Source organism: Shimia sp. R9_2 (genome assembly GCF_017743735.1).
GTDB lineage: Bacteria > Pseudomonadota > Alphaproteobacteria > Rhodobacterales > Rhodobacteraceae > Shimia.
Genome location: NZ_JAGHRO010000001.1, coordinates 180,281 through 199,178, shown reverse-complemented (window position 1 = coordinate 199,178; position 18,898 = coordinate 180,281). Strand labels below are relative to the sequence as shown.

17 protein-coding genes are annotated in these 18,898 nt (G+C 56.6%); 11 read left to right on the top strand and 6 right to left on the bottom strand.

Annotated elements, in window-relative coordinates; genetic code table 11:
* Positions 1-39: 39 nt before the first annotated feature.
* The gene (gene dnaK / locus J7400_RS00865) at positions 40-1,962 is read right to left on the bottom strand and encodes a molecular chaperone DnaK (RefSeq protein WP_209057948.1); all 1,923 of its coding nucleotides are present in this window, start codon (positions 1,960-1,962) and stop codon (positions 40-42) included.
* A 221-nt stretch (positions 1,963-2,183) separates the two neighbouring features.
* On the opposite strand from dnaK, the gene J7400_RS00860 reads away from it, so the two are divergent.
* Both J7400_RS00860 and J7400_RS00855 read left to right on the top strand, forming a co-directional pair.
* Positions 2,184-2,780 (top strand): alpha-ketoglutarate-dependent dioxygenase AlkB, encoded by a 597-nt coding sequence (locus tag J7400_RS00860; protein WP_247738558.1) that lies wholly within the window; start codon positions 2,184-2,186, stop codon positions 2,778-2,780.
* Between the two features lie 84 nt (positions 2,781-2,864).
* A complete protein-coding gene (locus J7400_RS00855) occupies positions 2,865-3,434 on the top strand; it encodes a carboxymuconolactone decarboxylase family protein (protein WP_209057944.1) in 570 nt (189 codons plus the stop codon).
* 97 nt (positions 3,435-3,531) lie between these two features.
* Here the strand turns inward: J7400_RS00855 and J7400_RS00850 are convergent, their stop codons facing one another.
* From J7400_RS00850 to J7400_RS00835, 4 genes are all read right to left on the bottom strand, one after another.
* Entirely contained in the window at positions 3,532-3,939 is a 408-nt protein-coding gene (locus J7400_RS00850; protein ID WP_209057942.1) for a hypothetical protein, read from the bottom strand.
* A 114-nt stretch (positions 3,940-4,053) separates the two neighbouring features.
* Complete coding sequence (locus J7400_RS00845; protein WP_209057939.1) at positions 4,054-4,779, bottom strand: SDR family oxidoreductase; 726 nt, start codon at positions 4,777-4,779, stop codon at positions 4,054-4,056.
* Positions 4,780-4,855: 76 nt separating this feature from the next.
* Complete coding sequence (locus J7400_RS00840; protein WP_247738557.1) at positions 4,856-5,734, bottom strand: trypsin-like serine protease; 879 nt, start codon at positions 5,732-5,734, stop codon at positions 4,856-4,858.
* A gap of 23 nt (positions 5,735-5,757) precedes the next feature.
* Positions 5,758-6,579, bottom strand: a complete 822-nt coding sequence (locus J7400_RS00835; protein WP_209057937.1) for an ABC transporter permease — start codon at positions 6,577-6,579, stop codon at positions 5,758-5,760.
* Between the two features lie 117 nt (positions 6,580-6,696).
* On the opposite strand from J7400_RS00835, the gene cysQ reads away from it, so the two are divergent.
* From cysQ to J7400_RS00820, 3 genes are all read left to right on the top strand, one after another.
* Positions 6,697-7,494, top strand: coding sequence for a 3'(2'),5'-bisphosphate nucleotidase CysQ (gene cysQ, locus J7400_RS00830; RefSeq protein WP_209057935.1), 798 nt, complete (start codon positions 6,697-6,699; stop codon positions 7,492-7,494).
* A complete protein-coding gene (locus J7400_RS00825; RefSeq protein WP_209057933.1) occupies positions 7,494-8,294 on the top strand; it encodes a manno-octulosonate cytidylyltransferase in 801 nt (266 codons plus the stop codon). The genes cysQ and J7400_RS00825 overlap by 1 nt, the downstream gene beginning before the upstream one ends.
* Before the next feature lie 77 nt (positions 8,295-8,371).
* On the top strand, positions 8,372-9,397 hold the full coding sequence (locus J7400_RS00820; RefSeq protein WP_209057931.1) for an SDR family NAD(P)-dependent oxidoreductase: 1,026 nt from the start codon (positions 8,372-8,374) through the stop codon (positions 9,395-9,397).
* Between the two features lie 99 nt (positions 9,398-9,496).
* Here the strand turns inward: J7400_RS00820 and J7400_RS00815 are convergent, their stop codons facing one another.
* Positions 9,497-11,398, bottom strand: a complete 1,902-nt coding sequence (locus tag J7400_RS00815) for a nucleoside-diphosphate sugar epimerase/dehydratase (protein ID WP_209057929.1) — start codon at positions 11,396-11,398, stop codon at positions 9,497-9,499.
* A gap of 391 nt (positions 11,399-11,789) precedes the next feature.
* On the opposite strand from J7400_RS00815, the gene J7400_RS00810 reads away from it, so the two are divergent.
* The 6 genes from J7400_RS00810 to J7400_RS00785 all read left to right on the top strand — a co-directional run bounded on the left by J7400_RS00810 (position 11,790) and on the right by J7400_RS00785 (position 18,895).
* Positions 11,790-12,902, top strand: coding sequence for a polysaccharide biosynthesis/export family protein (locus J7400_RS00810; protein WP_209057927.1), 1,113 nt, complete (start codon positions 11,790-11,792; stop codon positions 12,900-12,902).
* 198 nt (positions 12,903-13,100) lie between these two features.
* Complete coding sequence (gene galU, locus J7400_RS00805) at positions 13,101-13,994, top strand: UTP--glucose-1-phosphate uridylyltransferase GalU (protein ID WP_209057925.1); 894 nt, start codon at positions 13,101-13,103, stop codon at positions 13,992-13,994.
* Positions 13,995-14,012: 18 nt separating this feature from the next.
* Positions 14,013-14,996, top strand: coding sequence for a UDP-glucose 4-epimerase GalE (gene galE / locus J7400_RS00800; RefSeq protein WP_209057923.1), 984 nt, complete (start codon positions 14,013-14,015; stop codon positions 14,994-14,996).
* Between the two features lie 49 nt (positions 14,997-15,045).
* Positions 15,046-16,029 (top strand): glycosyltransferase family 2 protein, encoded by a 984-nt coding sequence (locus J7400_RS00795; protein WP_247738556.1) that lies wholly within the window; start codon positions 15,046-15,048, stop codon positions 16,027-16,029.
* Between the two features lie 185 nt (positions 16,030-16,214).
* On the top strand, positions 16,215-17,201 hold the full coding sequence (locus J7400_RS00790) for a glycosyltransferase family 2 protein (RefSeq protein WP_209057920.1): 987 nt from the start codon (positions 16,215-16,217) through the stop codon (positions 17,199-17,201).
* Positions 17,198-18,895, top strand: a complete 1,698-nt coding sequence (locus J7400_RS00785; protein ID WP_209057918.1) for a beta-1,6-N-acetylglucosaminyltransferase — start codon at positions 17,198-17,200, stop codon at positions 18,893-18,895. The genes J7400_RS00790 and J7400_RS00785 overlap by 4 nt, the downstream gene beginning before the upstream one ends.
* Positions 18,896-18,898 lie beyond the last annotated feature (3 nt).

Here is an 18,898-nt window from a genome sequence, read left to right as displayed (position 1 = left end):
ATCGGACCGGCCCGATTTTCATGTCCGGGAGCGCTAGGATCAGCGCTTGTTGTCGTCCAGATCTTCGAAGTCGGCGTCAACGATGTCATCGTCAGCTGCCGGACCAGCGTCGTCCATGTCAGGCATGTCAGCAGCGCCTGCATCGTCCTGGTTGGCTTTGTAGATCGCTTCGCCCAGACGCATCGCCACTTCCATCACGTTCTGGATGCCGGACTTCAGCTTCTCAGCAGTGATGTCGTCTTTTTCCAGATCGTCTTTCAGCGCGGCCACAGCCAGCTCGATGGCTTCCACAGTGGATGGGTCCACTTTCTCGCCATGCTCTGCCACCTGCTTCTCGGTGTCGTGCACGAGGCTTTCCGCCTGGTTGCGCGCTTCGATCAGCTCGCGGCGCTCTTTGTCGGCCTCGGCGTTCTCTTCGGCGTCCTGAACCATCTTCTCGATGTCCGCATCAGACAGACCACCGGAGGCTTGGATGGTGATCTTCTGCTCTTTGCCGGTGCCTTTGTCGGACGCGCCCACAGACACGATGCCGTTGGCGTCGATGTCGAAGGTCACTTCGATCTGCGGCATGCCGCGTGGCGCCGGTGGGATATCTTCGAGGTTGAACTGACCGAGGATCTTGTTGTCCGCTGCCATCTCACGCTCACCTTGGAAGACGCGGATCGTCACAGCGTTCTGGTTGTCTTCGGCTGTGGAGAAGATCTGAGACTTCTTGGTCGGGATGGTGGTGTTGCGGTCGATCAGACGGGTGAACACGCCACCGAGGGTCTCGATGCCCAGGGACAGCGGGGTCACGTCCAGAAGAACAACGTCTTTCACGTCGCCCTGCAGAACACCGGCCTGAATGGCAGCACCCATGGCCACAACTTCGTCAGGGTTCACACCTTTGTGCGGCTCCTTGCCGAAGAACTTGGTCACCTCTGCGATGACTTTTGGCATACGGGTCATACCACCCACGAGAACCACTTCGTCGATCTCGTTTGCGGACAGGCCTGCGTCTTTCAGAGCGGCGGCACAAGGCTTCATGGAGGCCTTGATCAGGTCGTTCACCAGGCTTTCCAGCTTTGCACGGGTCAGTTTGATGACCATGTGCAGCGGGGTGCCGGTGGCCGGATCCATGGAGATGAACGGCTGGTTGATTTCGGTCTGGTTGGCCGAGGACAGCTCGATCTTGGCTTTCTCTGCGGCTTCTTTCAGACGCTGCAGCGCCATCTTGTCTTTGGTCAGGTCGACGTTGTGCTCTTTTTTGAACTCATCCGCGAGGTAGTTCACGATGCGCATGTCGAAGTCTTCACCACCGAGGAAGGTGTCACCGTTGGTGGATTTCACTTCAAACAGGCCGTCGTCGATTTCCAGGATGGTCACGTCGAAGGTACCGCCGCCGAGGTCATACACGGCAATGGTTTGGGTGTCTTCTTTGTCCAGACCATAGGCCAGCGCGGCCGCGGTTGGTTCGTTGATGATGCGCAGCACTTCGAGGCCCGCGATCTTACCGGCGTCTTTGGTCGCCTGACGCTGTGCGTCGTTGAAGTACGCAGGCACGGTGATCACAGCCTGTGTCACGTCTTCGCCGAGATAAGACTCAGCGGTCTCTTTCATCTTGCCGAGGATGAAAGCGGAGATCTGGGATGGGGAGTATTTCTCACCCTTGGCTTCGACCCATGCGTCGCCATTGCCACCGTTGATCACGGAGAATGGCATGTTTTTGAGGTCTTTGGACAGCGCTGCGTCATCTTTACGACGACCGATCAGACGCTTCACACCAAAGATGGTGTTTTCCGGGTTGGTGACGGCCTGGCGTTTTGCCGGCTGGCCCACGAGGCGTTCGTCATCTGTCAACGCAACGATGGACGGCGTGGTGCGCGCGCCTTCGGCGTTTTCAACCACTTTTGGCTGGGAGCCATCCATGATGGCAACACAGGAGTTCGTTGTACCGAGATCGATACCAATCACTTTGCTCATTTTTGATCCCTTCTACTTAAGGCGACATTTCAAGGTCGGACCCTTTGTGGCATCCAAGCCTCGATCCATTGGACATTCTGACGACTGAGCCAAAATGCGCTTCGCAGCGTATATAGGGAGCAAGAAAAAAGCCTGCAAGCATCTCAATTGAGGGATTGTGGTCCTTTGGCTACATTTTTCAGGTGTTTTTTGCGATGGGGACCGGGAATTTGGAACAAGCCATGAAAATAGGTGGTTTCGAGCTGTTCAAAAGCCATCTGAGTGCGGCGGAGCAGTTAGATTTTGTTAAGGATTTGCGCGCCATTGCGCAGGTTGCGCCGATGCGCGCGCCGGTGACTCGCTGGGGCAAGCCGATGAGTGTGAAAATGACCAGCGCGGGACGGGTGGGCTGGATCAGCGACCGGCGCGGATACCGCTATGGGCCGCAGCACCCGGACGGCATGGAGTGGCCGCCGATTCCCGACCGCATTCTGACCCTCTGGAAAGACATCACGGGGCTGACCCGCCAGCCGGATTGCTGCCTGATCAACTACTACGGCGAAGGCGCACGCATGGGGCTGCATCAGGACAAAGACGAGGTGGATTTCAGCTATCCGGTGCTGTCGATCTCGCTGGGGGACGACGGGCTTTTCCGCATGGGCGGCACGGAGCGTGGCGGCAAGACCCAGTCGGTCTGGCTGACCTCCGGGGATTTGGTGGTGATGGGGGGCGAGGCAAGGTTGGCCTATCACGGCGTGGACCGCATCCGCTTTGGCAGCTCATCACTTTTGCCGGATGGCGGGCGGATCAACGTGACACTGCGGGTTGTTGAGGGGTGAGCTGAACGGGTGACCTCCTTTGGCGGTGGGTGTGTCGATGCTACACTGAGGGCCTTGTTACGTTGCGCGTTGGGAGGTTTTGCGATGAAACGGCTTTTTCCATCTTTGCCTGATGATGCCACGCTTGGCACCGTGTATCAGGCCTTTCCGTCCAAGCTGGCACCTTTGGCCGAATACCAAAACCGGGTGATGCGCGGAGACAGCAGCCTCTCTATTGCGGAGCGCGAAACGATTGCCGCCTATGTGTCTGGCTTGAATGCCTGCGCGTTTTGCCATGGGGCGCATATGGTCCATGCAAAGGCATTTGGCGTGAGCGTTGATGCGATTGAGGCCATGATGCACGATTTGGAGACGGCGCCAATTGATGAGGCGCTCAAGCCAATACTGGCATTCTGCAAAGGGCTCACACTTGCCCCGAGTCGGACTACGGAGGCTGACGCAAAGGCGGTCTATGAGGCGGGCTGGTCGGAGGCTGCGCTGTTTGACGCCATTCAGGTGTGCGGATTGTTCAATATGATGAACAGGGTTTTGGAGGGCACGGGGATCACAAGCTACTATCTTGATCCAAAACACGCCGGAGAGGCGCTTTTGGCACCTCTGCGGAGCCGAAGCTGCTATTCGGATTTTGGTGCGGCAAACGGATTGTCTGAGTGAGTTTCCGACCGACTGATTGGAGAGCCCTTCTAAAAAGCTAAGGCAGTTGTAGTGACCGCTGTGCGGTCATAGCTGGCTGCGCAAGCCATGCATGGGATCAGACGCCGGCGTGTTCTGTCCATTCGTTGTGCCCACGTGCATTCACGTAAGTGGTCATGCGGAAGCGATCCTCGACAATCTGCATGATCGCTGTCGACGTATAAGGCTCTTCAATAAGCGCTTCATTGCGCAGCAACCGCGTTTGAAATGTACCAACCCATGTGCCGTCCGGGGAATGTTCCAGCATGACCGGGATGCGGTCGGCGACTTCCACACACAGGGCATCTCTTACTTTCAGGTACATCCCGAAATTTTCGGCCACTTCCTCTTCGGTTCTCAGGATGGTGTGCTCAGTTTTGGTCGTGATCGTTAAGGGCAAGATCAGCCGGGACCGCCAAAGCGGCAGATTTCCCTGAAGGAATGATACGGAAATGTCTTTCAAAAAATCTTTGAACGCCTCATCCATACCTTCAGCTTAGGCGCAACCTTAGGAATGTGTCGAGCGGGGAAGAGGTCGGACTTTCGTGCTCCGCTTTTTTCCGCCGAAACGGGCTAATCTGCTTGGCTATTTAGGTCGCACTCAAACGTGCTGGCCGCCGTTGATCTCAATCTCGGTACCGGTCACATAACTCGACTGATCCGAGCACAGCCAGTAGATCACATCGGCCACTTCGCGGGGCTGACCCAGGCGCTCCATGGGCAGGGCTTCGACGATCTTCTCGGTGCCCGGGGACAGGATCGAGGTTTCCACTTCGCCCGGCGCGATGGCGTTGACGCGCACGCCCAGCGGGCCGAAATCATGGGCCATTTCGCGGGTCAGCGCCGCCAGGGCCGCTTTGGAGGTGGCATAGGCCGCGCCCGCAAAAGGGTGCACCCGTGAGCCCGCGATGGAGGAGACATTTACGATAGAGCCTTTGGCCTCGGCCAGTTCCTCGCGCAGGCCGCGCGCAAGGATCACGGAGGCAAAGAAATTGACGTGAAAGACCTTGCCCCAGTCCATCAGATCGGTGGTGAAGGTGTTCAGCCGCTCGCCGTTGGGGCCTTTGGGGGAAATGCCTGCGTTGTTGGCCAGCCCGTGCAGCGGCCCATCAAGCCGCTCGCGGATCAGCTCCACCGCGTTGATGGTGTCTGCCGGGTCAGAAAGATTGAGCTGGATGTGGTTTTTCTCACCATCAGGCCAGGGGCAGCGCGGATCAAAGGGCTGGCGGGAGCAGGTCAGCACGCGCCAGCCTTCCTCTGAGAAGCGCTTGACAGTGGCGTGCCCGATGCCGCGGCTGGCGCCAGTGAGGAGGAGCGTTTTCTGCATGGAAGGTCATCCGCGATGGTGGTTGCTGGGATGTAACTTGATCCTGTCGCGGAGGAATTACAACCATTGAGAGCACCTATTGGCCTTCCCAGTTGCGCTCCAGTTCCAGCGCGGCGGCAAAGCTCTTGAGAGGGATCGCGACGCTCAGGAATTCCGATCGCTTTGAGACCGCGCCGGTGAAGATGCCAATCACCTTTGGGGCGCCGTCAATCAGGGCAAGGGCGGGGGCGCCGGAATCCCCGTGCATGGTGGCGCAGCGTTGAAACATCAGCCGCCGGTCGGTGCTGAATCCCGGTGCGCCGCAGTCCTGCGCCAGAGACAGTACGTGAGGCCGCAGCGCGGGATATCCGGCGAGGGCAAAATCTGCGTTTTGCGCTGAAACAGAGCCTATATCGACCGTTTCCAGAAAGCCTGTTTCACGTCCGATCGGGTCTTTCAAAATCAGCAAGGCCCAGTCGCGGGGAAAGTCCCCCTTGAAGTTGCGGCTGTGCGGATCTTGCACCTCATGCAGCACGTAGCGGGCGACTTGAGACACCGCCACGGCTGTGCTGCGCTGATAGCCCGCGACAAAGCGGATGCTTTGCGGCGGGATCCAGATTTTGCGGGCAAAGTTGTAAAGACAATGGGAGGCGGTCAGCACGATCCGTTCAGACACCAGCGCGCCGGTGCAATGCTGGCGCTGAGAGGTGCTGGCAAAATTGACCCGACCGATGGCGCGCCACGGGGCGGCAGAGGCGTCCAGCATCTGGCGGTCGCGAATGGCCTGACAGCCCTGAGACAACTGTGTGCCTGCGCCGCAGAGCGCATCGAGCTGCAGAACATAGAGATCATCCCCCAGTGGTCCGGCATCAGGCCGGCCCGCATCGGGCGCGGTGGTGGTTTGGGCCTGCGCAAAAGACAGGGCGCAGAGCAGAGCAATCAGAAAGGCGCAGGTGCGGGAGAATGGTTTCATCATCCGCAGCCCCCCTCTGCCTCACCTCAGCGCCGTGCGCTCCAGCTGACGGAGGCATGCTTGCGGGTGTAAAATTCGCCCATCAGACCAATCATCAGCAGCACGACGCCAACAATGAGCGGATAGGTGACAGAGGAATTGCGCGGCACATAGTTGATAAAGGCAAACCCGCGCGCCTGATCGATGCAGTGAAACAGCGGGTTCCAGTCAAACATTGCAAGCATGAAGGGCGGCAGCGTGTTGGCCACAAACATCTTGCCGGACGCAATCATATTGGCGCGGGCAAATATGGTGTTCGCGATGCTGACAAAGGTGGGAAACCACGGCTTGAGCGCCAGAAAGACCGTGCCAATTGCAAGCCCGGTGAACCAGGCAATGAGCAACATGCCAAAGGCAGGCACGGGCTGATGAATCTCAAACGGTGTGAAGGCCACGTGATAGACAAACAGAATCGTCATAAGCGACAACACCTGAATGTAGAGCGTGCCCAAAGCGGCGGACAGGATGGCGATGATCGTGTTCATCGGCGCATGTTTCATCATCGGCGAGGATGGTCCCTCCGATCCCACCACAGCGCCCATGGTCTTTGTGTGGGTCATAAAGAGGAACACGCCGGACATGATGTAAATGAGGAAGTCGCCGCGCAGCGCAGCTCCCCGCATCCCGAGTACCGAGAACATCACATAAAACACCATCACAAACATGATGGTCTGCAACATGTTCATGATCAGCGACATGAGCGCATTGCCGTGCGTTTTTCGCACGCTGCGCACAATCGAGTGGTACACCAGCTCAGACAGGTTAAGTGCCGAAGCGAGCGTCGTTTTGGGGGCGCTTTGCTGAAACATTGCCTCTGCCGCTTTTGTGTGCCCAAAGAATAGGATGGAATTCTTGCTGTTCCCTTACACAGGGAGCATAAGGGGCCGGACCCAATTAGACAACAAATGTCCTTCAGGAGAGAAACCTTGGATTATGACATCCTCATTCCCGTCATGCGTGAGCTGGCTATCGAAGCCGGTGCAAAGATCATGGAGATCTATGAGGCGGCTGATTTTGACGTGAAGGTGAAAAGCGATGACAGCCCGGTGACGGCGGCTGACGAGGCAGCGGATGCGCTGATCTCTGCAGGTCTGCGGGCGGCGTTTCCTGATGTGATGTTGGTGACTGAGGAGCAGGCCGACAGCCACAAAGCCAAAGGCGATACCTTCCTGATTGTTGACCCGCTGGACGGCACCAAGGAATTCATCCACCGCCGTGGCGATTTCACCGTGAACATCGCCTATGTGGAAAACGGTGTGCCACAGCGCGGTGTGGTCTATGCCCCGGCGCGCAACCGAATGTTCTTCACCCAGGCGGACGGGCAGGCGGTTGAGGAAACCGGCATGTTTGACCCCAAGAAAGTGGGCACCATCACCCCGATCAACGTGGCCGACAGCGACAATGACGCGCTGTTTGTTGTGGCCTCCAAATCCCATCGGGATCAGGCGACTGATGACTACATCAACAAATACAGCGTCAAAGACATGAAGAGCGCAGGCAGCTCTCTGAAGTTCTGCCTGGTGGCGACCGGCGAAGCGGACATCTACCCACGTGTGGGCCGCACCATGGAGTGGGACACCGCCGCAGGTCACGCTGTTTTGCTGGGCGCAGGTGGTCAGGTGGTCCGTTTTGATGATCACAGCCCGCTGGTCTATGGCAAAGAAGACTTCGCCAATCCGTTTTTCATCGCTTATGCGCCCAAAGTGGAACTGAAAGAAGCCTGATGTCTGTTCTGATCGTCATTCCCGCACGCTACGCCTCTTCGCGTTACCCCGGCAAACCTCTGGCAGAGCTGAAAGGCGCCACCGGGGTGAGCAAGAGCCTCATCCAGCGCAGCTGGGAAGCGGCCTGTGAGGTCAACGGTGTCGACCGCGTGGTTGTGGCAACGGATGATGATCGGATCAAAGAGGCGAGCGAAGCCTTTGGCGCGGAAGTGGTGATGACCTCTGAAACCTGCGCCAATGGCACAGAGCGCTGTGCGGAAGCCTTTGATGCGCTGGGCGGTGGCTATGAGATCGTGGTGAACCTGCAGGGGGATGCGCCGCTGACACCTGCCTGGTTCATCGAAGATCTGGTGGCTGGTCTGCGCAATGACCCGATGGCGGAAGTGGCGACACCAGTGCTGCGCTGCGATGGCCGCGCGCTCAACGGTTTTCTGGAAGACCGCAAGGCGGGGCGTGTTGGGGGCACCACGGCGGTCTTCACCACCGACCGCCATGCGCTCTATTTCTCCAAGGAAGTGGTGCCCTTCACCAGCGAAACCTACGCTGATGAAGATGAGACACCCGTGTTTCACCATGTGGGCGTTTACGCCTATCGCCCCTCCGCGCTGGGTGCCTATCCACGCTGGTCTTCCGGGCCTTTGGAGCAACTTGAAGGGCTGGAGCAGCTGCGCTTTATGGAGCACGGGCGGCAGGTGCTTTGTGTAGAAGTTGAGGCACGTGGACGCCAGTTCTGGGAGCTGAACAATCCTGAGGATGTGCCGCGGATCGAAGCCATGATGGCCGAGATGGGGACTGCCTAAGTCTGTAATTTATTACTGTATTTGAGTAATTTGCGGCGGTAGAAAGCCACCGATTTCAAGGGGAGAAGACCGGAATTATGACGCAAACGCAGCGCACGGCCCTGGTGACGGGCTCCGCCGGATTTATCGGATTTCACACCGCTCAAAGGTTGTTGCAGGAAGGCTGGGCCGTCGTCGGTCTGGACGCCATGACGGATTACTATGATGTGACTCTGAAAGAGCGCCGCCATCAAATCTTGAAGCAGCACCAAGGATTTCAGGCGGTGGAAGAACGCCTGGAAGCCTCCGGCACCCTGATGCGCCTGTTTGAAGAGCACAAGCCGGATGCGGTGATCCATCTCGCCGCGCAGGCAGGGGTGCGCTACTCCATTGATGCGCCGCGCTCTTATGTGGAGGCCAATCTGGTTGGTACGTTTGAACTGCTGGAGGCCGCGCGCACCTTTCCGCCAGCGCATATGCTGCTGGCGTCGACCAGTTCGGCTTATGGGGCCAATACGGAAATGCCCTATGCCGAGACGCATAAAGCCGATCACCAGATGTCTTTTTATGCGGCGACCAAAAAGGCCAATGAGGCGATGGCGCATTCTTATGCCCATCTCTACCATCTGCCGACCACCATGTTCCGCTTCTTCACGGTCTATGGCCCATGGGGACGTCCGGATATGGCGCTCTTCAAATTCACCAAGGCGATTTTGGAAGGCGCGCCGATCGACATCTACAATCACGGCGATATGCGCCGCGATTTCACCTATATCGACGATCTGGTGACTGGCATTGTGCAGCTGATTGAGGCGGCTCCCTTGCAGGTGGCTCAGCGCGAAGCGGCACTGACGGGCGACAGCCTGAGCCCGGTGGCCCCCTGGCGTTTGGTCAACATCGGCAACGGTCAACCGGTGCAGCTGATGAAATTTGTGGAGGCCATCGAGGCGGCGCTTGGCAAAGAGGCCAAGAAAAACTTCATGGATATGCAGCCCGGCGATGTCCCTGCAACCTGGGCGGAGGCCCAGCTTCTGGAGCAGTTGACCGGGACAATTCCCGCGACGCCCGTTGAGGAGGGTGTCGCCAAGTTTGTTGCCTGGTATCGCGAGTTTTATGACGCCTGATGGGGTGATGGCGCTTTTATCGCGTATAAGAAGCCGCGGTCCGTTCGATTAGCACGATATCTTGGAGTCTCAGCCGATTTATCAACCGGCTGAGTAGTTTCACTCACCCACAAGCGTGAGTGTCGGGGCGTTTGCCTCGTGGCTGGTTGTCGCCACTTCTGTCTGGGTCTGATCTGCGGCGATACAGCGTGTCAGGGTTGCCGCGAGCAACGTGTGATCGCGCTCATCGATGGCGCGGCGCAGATCCTGAAGGGCGAGCGCCACTTCAAGTTCGGACATAAGATTTTCCTGCGCGCGCAGGATTTTCGGATGCGGCGTGGTGAGCATATCGCTGCCAATCAGCAACTCCTCATGCATTTTTTCGCCGTCCTTCAATCCGGTGAAGACAATCGGGATGTCGCCGTTCGGGTCCATCTCATCACGCACTGTATGGCCTGCGGCCTCGATCATCTTGCGGGCCATCTCATAGATTGAGACCGGTGTGCCCATGTCGAGCACAAAAACATCGCCGCCGCGCGAGAAGGTTCCTGCAAGCAGAACCAGGCGGACGGCTTCGTCAATAGTCATGAAAAAGCGTGTGACATTGGGGTGGGTGACGGTCACCGGGCCCAATTCACGGATTTGCTGCTGGAACAGCGGAATCACCGAGCCGGAAGAGCCAAGCACATTGCCAAAGCGGACCATGGAGAATTTTGTGGTCTGCGAACGTGTGGCCAGATCCTGAATAACCAGTTCCGCAAGGCGTTTGGAGCTGCCCATAATGGATGTCGGGCGCACAGCTTTGTCGGTAGAGACCAGAATAAAGCGCTCAACCCCGGCCCGCAGGGCCTCTTCTGCCACGATGCGGGTGCCAATTACATTGTTACGCACGCCCTCAAAGGCATTGTCCTGTACAAGGCCTACATGTTTGTAGGCGGCAGCGTGAAAGACCACATCGATTTTATGGGCGGCAATCGTTTCCGCGATCAACTCGGCATGCCCGATGGATCCAAGCACAGCTGTGAATTTGGTGTCTGGTAGGTTCTCTTTGATGGATTTGGCAATTTTGTAGAGTGCAAATTCGCAATGATCGAACAGAACCAGCTCTGCAGGAGCGCAGCGCGCAAGTTGACGGCAAAGTTCGCCGCCGATGGAGCCGCCTGCGCCTGTCACAAGAATACGGTGACCACGGTAGGCGGATTCCGTTTCCGGCAGATCGTCCTTTACAGCGTCGCGCCCGAGAAGGCTATCCATTGTGATAGGGGCAGCAGCGGTCACATCTTCTCCGCGTAGAACAATATCAGCAAATGACGGAAGGGCGAGCACTTCACAACCTAGGCCAGATAGTTTTCTGGCCAGACGCTGTCGCACTGTGTGTTCGGCAGACGGCATTGCCAGAATGATACGATCAACTTTTGATTGTCTTGCGAGCTTGGGGATTTCACGCGGGGCATGAACCCTCAGGCCATTGATTGTGAGCTTTTGCAGATTTGGGTCGTCGTCGACAAAGCACGCGGCTTTAAATTCGTCATCGGTGACTAGGGCCGCAGCCAGCTGCTGGCCGGTCTGACCTGCGCCGTAGATCAACACGCGCCGGCGAGAGGTGCGAGAGGCGTAGATGCGCTCCACAATCTTGTGCATGATGACTCGGAAGGAAATCGAGAGCAGCAAGAACAGGCCTGTAAATTCTGCCAGGGTCGCAAACGCCAAACCGTCATCGCGCAATACGAAATTCAGAGCGAGGCTGGACAAAAGCATCAAGCCCGCAACCGTCATGCTTTTGCTGATGTCTTCCATGCCAAAAGCATTTAGTTTTATGCGGTTGAGGCCGAGAAAGTGAATTGTTGCGGCAGAGACAGCGATCAAAACTGGGAAATGCCAAACCAGCGCTGAGAGGCCGCGCGCGTCGTCTGAGAAAATCTGGGCTATACAAAGCGCAAATGTCAAAGCGATCAAATCAACCGTGACAAAGATCTTGGCTTTCTGCGCTTGGGACAGGGAGGTGATTGTATTATAAAGCATAGTCTTTAAGTTGTGCAATCAATGCGCGTTTGTGGTCTCGTGATCTTAAGTAACGTCGCGAAGGCGTTTCTGCGGTGCTCTCGAAGGTATTGAATTTCTGTTGTTTGGTAGAATAGCGGTGCAATTGCGTACGTGTATTTCCTATACCCGTTTGGATGAGTAATTCAAACTTCGGATGTCTCTAAAAGCGTCTTTTTGCCTATCAATTGCGCAACTTGCGAACTGGTTGGGTGCGCTGAGTGACGCTGGCAGTTGAGATGAGCGGTTAAGTTTCTCCTTCAAAAAATCCGAAGTCCTGTGGTGTGTGGCGCACACGTTTCACCACAAATTTGAACAAATGGTTGTGGCCCGGCGCGAAACGCTCATAAAAGAGAGCAAAAGAACTGGAACTATGGTGCAGGTCATGCAGAGCAGAGCGGTTACATTTGTTTTGTTGGCGACACTCTTTATTGTGTCCGCCTGTTCCCTGCCGCGTGGCGGGCCTATCGCTTCAGAAGTTGTAGGTGAGAACCGCACACCGGATGACATCCAAGTCACTGCTGTAGACCGCATTAGCGCCAAGAATATTGAAGAATGGCCCGGGACTGGATGGCATGGCCACTATCATTGGTTTGCGCGCTCGCCGGGTCCTAAAAGCCGCATTATCCAAACGGGCGATCTGGTGACGCTCACGGTTTGGGATAACCAAGACAATTCTTTGCTTTTGGGGCCTGCAGAACGCTCCACGCCGCTGCGGCCTGTAGAAGTGACTGAGGCTGGTACAATTTTTGTACCTTATGTGGATGACATTATGGTCGCGGGGCTGACTCCTTATCAGGCGCGTGAAAAAATCCAGGGGCAGCTCTCCCCTATCGCGCCGTCGGCACAGGTTCAAATCGGGGTCACACCTGGGCCACAGAACTCGGTCGACGTGGTTACTGGAGTGGTTGCGCCTCAGAGGTTGCCTTTGACAGACCGAAACGTGTCTATCTTGTCTGTTTTGGCCCAGTCCGGCGGAGTGAGTGATCAGGTTGAAAATCCACTGGTGCGGTTGCAGCGTCAGGGAAAATCGTATGAAATCCCATTGGATAGCTTGCTCAAAGACCCTACAAAAAATGTGATTGTGCGTGGTGGCGATCAGATTATCGTTGAAGAAGATGAAAGGTATTTTATCGCAGTAGGGGCGACCCGATCTGAGCGTCAGGTGTTTTTTAACCAAGAAGATATCACCGCCATGGAAGCAGTTACAATGCTCGGGGGCCTCAATGATGATCGCGCAAACCCGCAAGGTCTGTTTGTTTTGCGGCAATATGATGCTGAGGATATTAGACCGGATAACAGTGGCCCTAACCACGAGCACGTTGTCTTTTCTTTTGATCTGACAAGGGCCGATAGTCTGTTTGGTGCAAATACCTTTCAGATCCAGCCCGGCGATATCGTGGTCGCCAGCGAATCTGCAATCAGACCTGCGCAAGCGGTTATCGCATTGGTCGGGTCGCTCTTTGCGATTGCCAGTGTCTTTTGACAGATGATTTTTCAATCACCGCAAAATGTTGAAGGTGCAACTGAGGTATTCTGCCAACGTTTGGGAAAACTTCGAGCTGGGTATGTAGAAATCAGGGACAATTCGTGCTATCGCCAAATCATATTTTATTGATTTGGATTGCCTTCGATCGCCTGAGATTGAAGGTAGATAACAACTTTAACCGAAAGTGAGCTCTATATGCAGCGCAAGGTAACGAAAGCGATTTTTCCGGTGGCTGGAATGGGGACCAGATTTCTGCCGGCGACGAAATCCGTGCCTAAAGAAATCATGACATTGGTGGACCGTCCGCTCATTCAATACGCAATTGATGAGGCGCGTGAGGCCGGGATCACCGAGTTTATCTTCGTCACCTCGCGCGGAAAAAGCGCGCTGGAAGACTATTTTGACCACGCCCCCCAGCTGGAGCAGACTCTGCGTGAAAAGGGCAAAACCGATCTGCTGAAGCAGCTTGAATCTTCCAATATGGAAAGCGGTCAGATTGCCTATATTCGCCAGCACAGCGCCCTTGGTCTTGGTCACGCGGTGGCCTGTGCCAGCCGTCTGGTGGCCGATGAGCCTTTTGCAGTGATTCTGCCGGATGACGTGATTGCTGGCCAAGTCGGCTGTCTCAAGCAGATGGTTGATGCCTATGAAGACACTGGCGGTTGCATGGTTGCGGCGATGGAAGTGCCACACGACAAAGCATCCGCTTATGGCGTGTTGGACGTGCAGGAAGACATGGGTTCGCTGGTGTCTGTGAAGGGCATGGTGGAAAAACCCCCTGCCGGAACCGCGCCTTCCAATCTGGCGGTCATTGGCCGCTATATCCTGACCCCTGAGATCTTCACCAATCTCGCCAACCAAGGCGAAGGCGCTGGCGGTGAAATTCAGCTGACCGATGCGATCGCGACTGAGATCAGCAAAGGCGCTGGTGTTTATGGCTATCGCTTCCAGGGGCAGCGGTTTGATTGCGGCTCCAAGGCGGGCTTCCTGCAGGCCACTGTGGCCTTTGGTCTTGCGCGCGAAGAGCTGTGTGATGAGCTGTCGGTCTATCTCGAAGAGCTGGTCGCATCGCGTCGCGCCGCTGAGTAATACCCTGGGAGACTATTTTTGGAACATGTGATCGTCACAGGCGGGGCGGGCTATATTGGCTCGCACGCCTGCAAGGCTTTGGCGGTGGCCGGCTTTGTGCCGGTGACCTTTGATAACCTGTGCACCGGCTGGGAAGACGCGGTGAAATTCGGGCCTCTGGAGCAGGGCGATCTGTTGGATCGTGCGCGGCTGGATGAGGTGTTTGCCAAGTACAAGCCTGTGGCCGTGATGCATTTTGCGGCGCTGTCTCAGGTGGGCGAAAGCATGTCTGAGCCCGGGAAGTACTGGCGCAACAATGTGAACGGTTCCCTCAATCTGATCGAGGCCTGTGTTGCGGCAGGTGTGAAGCAGTTTGTCTTCTCATCAACCTGTGCGACCTATGGCGATCATGACAATGTCACTCTGGACGAAGAGGTTCAGCAGGCACCGATCAATGCCTATGGCGCCTCCAAGCGCGCGATCGAAGACATGCTCAGCGATTTTGGCGCGGCGCATGGTTTGGAAAGTGTGATTTTCCGCTACTTCAACGTGGCAGGGGCTGATCCAGAGGCAGAAGTGGGGGAGTTCCATCGCCCCGAAACCCATCTCATCCCCCTGATGTTGGATGCGATTGACGGCAAGCGGGATGCGCTCACCATCTTTGGCACCGACTATGACACACCAGATGGCACCTGCATTCGCGACTATGTGCATGTCTGCGATCTGGTGGATGCCCATGTGCTGGGGCTGAAATGGCTGCAGGACGGCAAGGGCAGCCGGATCTTCAACCTTGGCACCGGCAGCGGGTTTTCGGTGCGCGAGGTGATTGACCAATCCCGCATCGTGACCAACCGGGAAGTGCCTTACAACGAAGGTCCGCGGCGGCCGGGGGATTGCACCAAGCTGGTTTCAGGCTCGACACGTGCGGAGAAAGAGCTAGGGTGGGCGCCCAAACGTTCCAAAATGGACCAAATGATCGCCGATGCATGGAGATGGCATCAGAACGGGCACTACGACAAGTAACCTGAGCGCGCAGCCCACAGCCAAGCCGGATTTGTGGGCGGCTTACCGTATGCGGTGGCGACGGCGCGGATTGCTGTGGCGCAGTTTCCGCAGCCGCCATCAACTGACATCGGTTACTGATCGCACCGACCTCATCAAGCGCGGAGACGTGCTTGTGGTCATGACCCTGCGCAATGAGATCACCCGGCTCCCCTATACATTGGCGCATTACCGACGGTTGGGCGTTGGCCAGTTTCTGATCGTCGACAATGGCAGCACAGATGGCAGCGAAGCTTATCTGGCTGAGCAAGCCGATGTCTCGCTGTGGAAAACCGACCGCAGTTACCGTGCGGCACGGTTTGGTCTGGACTGGATGACCTGGCTGCAGATGAAATACGCCCATGATCATTGGTGTCTGATGGTCGATGCGGATGAACTGCTGATCTATGCCCATCATGACACACGCGACCTGAAAGCGCTCACCAGCTGGCTTGACGGGCGAGGGCAGCGTGTGTTTGGCGCGCATATGCTTGATGTCTATCCAAAGGGGCCGCTCTCAAAGGCGCGCTATGAGGCCGGTCAGGATCCGATGGAGGTGCTTCAGTGGTTTGATCCGGGGCCTTACCGCGCGCGGCGACAGGCACCGCTGGGCAATCTCTGGGTGCAGGGCGGAATGCGGGAGCGTGTCTTCTTTGCCAAAAAGCCCAAACATTCCCCGACGCTCAATAAAATCCCACTGGTGCGGTGGTCGCGCCGCTATGCCTATGTGAATTCATGTCATTCTGCGCTGCCTGCACGGTTGAACCACGGCTATGACGGGCCGGGTGGGGATGCCCCTTCCGGAGTGCTGTTGCACACCAAGTTTCTGCCTGAGATTGTTGCTAAATCGGAAATAGAAAAGCAGCGCAAACAGCACTTCCATGCGCCGGCCAAATTTGATCACTACTATGATGAAATCGCGGCGGCCCCTGATCTGTGGTCAGAGGAGTCCCGCAAGTTTGAAAGCTGGCAACAGCTCGAGGCGCTTGGCCTGATGAATTCGGGCGGCTGGTAAGAGTCGAAACGTTTTCCCAAGGGAAGCTCGGACAGATTTACCGCTATGTAACCGTTTTTAAAGGCGTTGCCTCCATTAATGGTAACGTGGCATAAGCTTACATACATGGGAAAAACCCACATGCGCACAGAGATGCGTCTGTTGGGAGAGGTTAGGCTGACTTGGGCGTTTGGGACTCTTATAAGATGAGGTTGCGGCGGCGCCATCGGCTGTTGCGATCAATCCGAAAATCCCGCGAACTGAGCCCTGTTCAGAACAACACGCATGCCATTCGCCCCAATGACATCCTGCTGGTCAGTACCTTTCGAAACGAGCTGATCCGGCTGCCGTATTTCCTGGAATACTACCGCAAGATGGGGGTCGACCATTTCCTGTTTGTGGACAATGACAGCACCGATGGCACTCTTGAGTATCTGAGCGGGCAGGACGATATTTCTGTCTGGTACACCCAGCACAGCTATCGCCGCTCTAAATTTGGCATCGACTGGATGAATGGGCTGCAGCGCACCTATGCCCATGGGCACTGGTGTCTGGTGGTCGATCCGGATGAATTCTTTATCTATCCCTTCTGCGACACCCGACCGATCAGGGCGCTGACGGATTGGCTTGATAACTCCTCAATCCGCAGCTTTGGCGCCATGCTGGTGGATGTGTATCCCCGCGGGCGGCTTGACCGGACAACCTATCGGGCAGGACAAGATCCGCTTGAAGTGGCAAACTGGTTTGATGCAGGCAACTATACGCTTAATAAGAACCCGCAATATGGAAATCTGTGGATCCAAGGAGGTCCGCGCGCGCGCGTGTTCTTTGCAGACAACCCAAAGAAAGCACCGGCGCTCAACAAGATTCCGCTGGTTAAGTGGAGCCGACGCTATGCCTATGTCAGCTCGACCCACAGCCTGCTGCCGCGCGGCCTGAACCAAGTTTATGATGAATGGGGCGGTGAGAAAGCCAGCGGCGCGTTGTTGCATACAAAATTCCTGAACACCTTCTCAGGAAAGGCTGAGGAAGAATCCGCCCGCAACCAACATTATGCCAACGCACGCGAATACAAAGCCTATGCGGATCAGCTCGGTGAGCATCCGGAGCTTTGGTGCAAGTGGAGCGAGAAATACATCAACTGGCGCCAGCTTGAGATCTTGGGCCTGATGTCAAAAGGCAACTGGGCGTGAGTGTCGGCATCCTCATGCTGGTGCACACCGCACTGGACCGCGCCGAGCAGGTAGCGCGGCACTGGGCCAACGCGGGTTGCCCGGTGGTGATCCATGTGGACAAGAAGGTGCCGCGCAAAACCTACGACCGTTTTGTGGCCTCCTGCTCGGATCATTCGATGATCGTGTTCTGCAAGCGCCACAGCTGTGAGTGGGGCATGTGGGGCATCGTGGCTGCGTCCCAATCGGCGGCCGAGTTGATGCTGGAGCAGTTTGCCGATGTGCATCATATCTACCTCTCCTCCGGCTCCTGCCTGCCGCTGAGGCCCGTGCAGGAGCTGAAGGATTATCTGGCGGCGCGCCCGCGCACGGATTTCATTGAAAGCGCCACCACGGCGGATGTGCCCTGGACTGTTGGCGGGCTGGACCATGAGCGCTTTACGCTGCGCTTTCCCTTTTCATGGAAAAAGCACCGCTACCTCTTTGACAAATGGGTCGATATTCAGCGGTTCGTGCGCTTCAAACGGACCATTCCCAAAGGCATCGTGCCGCATATGGGCAGCCAGTGGTGGTGCCTGACCCGCCAGACCCTCTCCGCGATTTTGCAAGATCCCGACCGTGAGGTCTTTGACAAGTTCTTCAAACGGGTGTGGATCCCGGATGAGAGCTATTTCCAGACTCTTGCGCGGGTGTATTCGAGCAATATCGAAAGCCGCTCGCTCACGCTGTCGAAATTCGATTTTCAGGGAAAGCCGCATATCTTCTATGACGATCACCTGCAGCTTCTGCGGCGGTCAGACTGTTTTGTGGCGCGTAAGATCTGGCCCAATGCGGAGAAGATCTACGGAGGCTTTCTGCGGAGCCCTGAGGGCGCAATCAAGATGAGCGAACCCAACCCGGCAAAGATCGACCGGATTTTTGCTAAAGCGGTGGAGCGGCGCACTAAGGGGCGCTCGGGTCTCTACATGCAGAGCCGGTTTCCCAATGAAGGTTGGGAAAATGGCATGACCTTTGGGCGCTATTCGGTGTTTCACGGCTTTACTGAGCTCTTTGAGGATTTTGAGCCGTGGTTGGCGCGCGCCACCGGCACGCGCGTGCATGGCCATCTCTATGCGCCGGAGCGTGCGGAATTTGAAGGTGGGCAGCGGGTGCTCAACGGCGCGCTCAGCGACTCGCCCAAGCTCAGGGATTACAACCCGATTGCCTTTCTGACCAACCTGGTCTGGAACACCCGTGGCGAACGGCAGTGTTTTCAGGTGGGGCCGCGCGATGAGGGCGCGCCGGTCTGGTTCATCTGTAAAGACCCGAACGCTCAGATTTCGGTGATCAGCGGCGCCTGGGCGATTCCCTTGTTCAAGTCGAACATGAATTTCGCCGACATCCGCAAAGAGGCGGCGCGGCTGCAGAAACTGGAAAGCGACCAGCTTAAGGCACTGCGCAGCCCCTACGCCAAAGCGCGCGTGCGCATCTGGTCGCTGGCGGAGTTCATCGAAGCGCCGATGGAGCCCTTGCAGGCCATCATTGATGAGATCGGCACCGATCCCACCCGCCGTCTGGCCGAAGCGCCTAAGATGACGGATCTGGCGGGCTTTGGTCAGTTCCTGCAAAACCTTAAAAATCAGGGGATGCATCCTTACCTTATGGGTGATTTCCCGGTCACACAGGCGGAAAACGAACAGAAAAAACCCCCACGCAAACCCTATTTGGTGCAATAAGGC

Excerpts from the sequence above, each read along its gene's own strand:
- dnaK (WP_209057948.1), bottom strand. The coding sequence starts at position 1,962 with ATGAGCAAAGTGATTGGTATCGATCTCGGTACAACGAACTCCTGTGTT.
- J7400_RS00860 (WP_247738558.1), top strand. The coding sequence starts at position 2,184 with ATGAAAATAGGTGGTTTCGAGCTGTTCAAAAGCCATCTGAGTGCGGCG.
- J7400_RS00855 (WP_209057944.1), top strand. The coding sequence starts at position 2,865 with ATGAAACGGCTTTTTCCATCTTTGCCTGATGATGCCACGCTTGGCACC.
- J7400_RS00850 (WP_209057942.1), bottom strand. The coding sequence starts at position 3,939 with ATGGATGAGGCGTTCAAAGATTTTTTGAAAGACATTTCCGTATCATTC.
- J7400_RS00845 (WP_209057939.1), bottom strand. The coding sequence starts at position 4,779 with ATGCAGAAAACGCTCCTCCTCACTGGCGCCAGCCGCGGCATCGGGCAC.
- J7400_RS00840 (WP_247738557.1), bottom strand. The coding sequence starts at position 5,734 with ATGATGAAACCATTCTCCCGCACCTGCGCCTTTCTGATTGCTCTGCTC.
- J7400_RS00835 (WP_209057937.1), bottom strand. The coding sequence starts at position 6,579 with ATGTTTCAGCAAAGCGCCCCCAAAACGACGCTCGCTTCGGCACTTAAC.
- J7400_RS00825 (WP_209057933.1), top strand. The coding sequence starts at position 7,494 with ATGTCTGTTCTGATCGTCATTCCCGCACGCTACGCCTCTTCGCGTTAC.
- J7400_RS00820 (WP_209057931.1), top strand. The coding sequence starts at position 8,372 with ATGACGCAAACGCAGCGCACGGCCCTGGTGACGGGCTCCGCCGGATTT.
- J7400_RS00815 (WP_209057929.1), bottom strand. The coding sequence starts at position 11,398 with ATGCTTTATAATACAATCACCTCCCTGTCCCAAGCGCAGAAAGCCAAG.
- J7400_RS00810 (WP_209057927.1), top strand. The coding sequence starts at position 11,790 with ATGGTGCAGGTCATGCAGAGCAGAGCGGTTACATTTGTTTTGTTGGCG.
- galU (WP_209057925.1), top strand. The coding sequence starts at position 13,101 with ATGCAGCGCAAGGTAACGAAAGCGATTTTTCCGGTGGCTGGAATGGGG.
- J7400_RS00795 (WP_247738556.1), top strand. The coding sequence starts at position 15,046 with ATGCGGTGGCGACGGCGCGGATTGCTGTGGCGCAGTTTCCGCAGCCGC.
- J7400_RS00790 (WP_209057920.1), top strand. The coding sequence starts at position 16,215 with ATGAGGTTGCGGCGGCGCCATCGGCTGTTGCGATCAATCCGAAAATCC.